The sequence below is a fragment of the Luteibacter sp. P4_E6 genome, assembly GCF_056401535.1.
In genome coordinates this window covers 1-2,350 of sequence record NZ_JBFUJE010000572.1, presented here as the reverse complement: position 1 = coordinate 2,350, position 2,350 = coordinate 1, and the positions used below count along the sequence as shown (strand labels likewise).

Annotated in this window: 3 protein-coding genes; all 3 read left to right on the top strand. The window is 62.2% G+C overall.

The window, feature by feature from the left end:
* Window positions 1-504: ferrochelatase (gene hemH / locus AC1DT2_RS20930; RefSeq protein WP_477298482.1), on the top strand; the 504-nt coding region annotated here is incomplete at its 5' end.
* Window positions 495-1,433: a LysR substrate-binding domain-containing protein gene (locus tag AC1DT2_RS20925; protein WP_477298480.1), complete on the top strand. Its 939-nt coding sequence runs from the start codon at window positions 495-497 to the stop codon at window positions 1,431-1,433. The genes hemH and AC1DT2_RS20925, both read left to right, overlap by 10 nt.
* A 198-nt stretch (window positions 1,434-1,631) precedes the next feature.
* Window positions 1,632-2,350: hypothetical protein (locus AC1DT2_RS20920; protein ID WP_477298478.1), on the top strand; the 719-nt coding region annotated here is incomplete at its 3' end.

Below are 2,350 nucleotides of genomic sequence, written 5' to 3'. Positions count from 1 at the left end.
GTGCCGGCGTACTTCGATGAGCCGGCGTATATCGAAGCCCTGGCCCGTTCGGTGCGGACGACACTGGAAAGGCTCGCGGAGGAGCCCGAGGTGATCGTTGCCTCCTTCCATGGTATTCCCCAGCGCAACATCGCCCTCGGCGATCCCTATTACGAGCAGTGCCAACACACCGGCGAGTTGCTTCGCGATGCACTGAACCTGCCGGCGACGCGGTTCCGTATCAGCTACCAGTCACGATTCGGCTATGCGGACTGGCTGCAGCCGTATACCGAGGCCACCATGCGTCAACTCGCTCACGAGGGTGTCCGTCGCATCGCGGTCATTTCTCCCGGCTTCGCAGCGGATTGCATCGAGACGATCGATGAGATCGGTCGCGAGAACGCCCACTACTTTCGGGAGGCTGGCGGCGAGGCATTTACGCTGATTCCTTGTCTTAACGACAGCGACGATGGCATGGCGGTGCTGTGCGACCGCGTGCTGGAGGAGACGCAGGGATGGCTGTGAAGCATGCGACCCGCCAGGATCCGGCCAGCGAACGTGGCAACCTCGCAGGGCTGTCATTGCGCGATCTGGAATACGTCGTTGCCGTGGCGGATCTTGGAAACTTCATGCGTGCGGCCGAGCGCTGCCACGTCACCCAGCCCTCGCTTTCAGTGCAGATTCGTCGCGTGGAGGAGCGGTTGGGGACGGTGATCTTCGAGCGGACCACGCGGAAAATCCTGGTCACGGAGCAGGGCGCCCGCCTCGTGGAACAGATGCGCAAGATACTTGTGGAAGGGAGACGTCTGCTGGATATCGCGTCGCGCCCGGAGCATGCCTTCGGCGGCACGTTGCGGCTATCGGCCATCGCTACGCTCGGGCCCTACTACTTCCCATACGTTCTGGCGGATATCCAGAAGGCCTTCCCGGCTGTATCCCTCGAACTCGGCGAAGGGAAGACGGACGATCTTGTCCATGCGCTGCTTCGCGGCGAACTCGACGTCGTGCTGATGTCCGCGCCGGTCACCCATACGCAGGTGAGCTGCGTTGCGGTTTTTCAGGAGCCCTTCTGGCTGGCATGCCGTGAGGATCATCCGGCAAACACGGAAACCGGTGATCTCTGGGCATCGCTGAAGCCTCGCGAGCGGCTCTTGCTGGAAGAAGGGCACTGCCTGCGCGAACAGGCGCTGGCGGCGTGCGAGGATGTCGCGCCGGACCAGCGGCAGGGGACGAGTCTGGAGACGCTGCGCTATATGGTGGCCGCTGGCGAGGGCTGCACGCTTATGCCGCAGCTGGCGACGACGCGCGTGCAGGGCATGCGCTATCTGCCGCTACCGGAGGACTTCGCCCGGACCATCGTGCTGGCCTGGCGTAAGTCGGACCAGCGCGCGGATGATTTCCGCGCGCTGGCGCAGACGCTGCGGGAGGCTAAACATCCGCTCCTTTCACGGTAGGCCTGGATGAAAACCTTCGCAAGATGAATGCTCGATGTCGGCTGTGCCGAGATTGCTCATTCAACGCGGCGACTAGTACTACGCATTTCCGGTGACCTCGTGCACTCGGTTGTCGCCTTGCGGGATGCTGGCTGCGGCTCGCTAGGGATTCTTAGCGCCGACGATACATGGATGTTTGCAACGACAAGGAGCGTCAACGTGAAACGGCTAATCGTGCTGTGTGTCATTGCTGTTCTCGCCGCGTGCGCGGTTGAAAAACCCATCGAGAGGACCACGCCATCGCCCGTGTCGGTCACGGCGCCGTGGACAGCTCCTCCTGGCGCCATCCCGAAGTCGGCCGCTCCGCTCGCTGCCATCGGGCAGGAGGCGGCGGACCAGATCAACGCGTGGTATAGCCGCGCCGATCTCGATTGCGGGGGCGCGACACTCCCGGCCTTCCTCTGTAGTGGCGTCATGCTGCGGGCGACAGAAACCAATCCTGCCTTTCTACCCTGGGATCCGAGTCCGGGGTCGGTGTCCCGTGGCGGCGTGTCGTTCTCTTGGTTACGGACCGATACCAACTTCGCCAATCTGGTTTTCGCCTACCGCAACGGCTTCATCTTTTATCCTCAACAGGCGACGCCACCGGGAAAGAGCACGATTCAGGTGCTGTGTGTGTTCCCCATGGACGCCGATACAGGCAATCGGCCGACGTTGCAGGGTTGCGGGCCGAACACCGCATATCCCGCGCCAAGTAAGCCCTGTGAATCGCAGGCTATAACGACGGCTCCGCAATGGCTTGCTCACTTCAACCAGCAGGCGAATAAGTACAGCGGTCAGTGCGGTTGGAGCGTTCGGTATGGGGAGCCGGGTACAGCCGATCGCTTCTATCAAAGCATTCTTGCGCGGAAGGGAATGGCTTCAGCATGGTGGAGCAT

Bases quoted from the DNA above. Each gene is read 5' to 3' on its own strand.
- AC1DT2_RS20925 (WP_477298480.1), top strand. From the start codon at position 495: ATGGCTGTGAAGCATGCGACCCGCCAGGATCCGGCCAGCGAACGTGGC.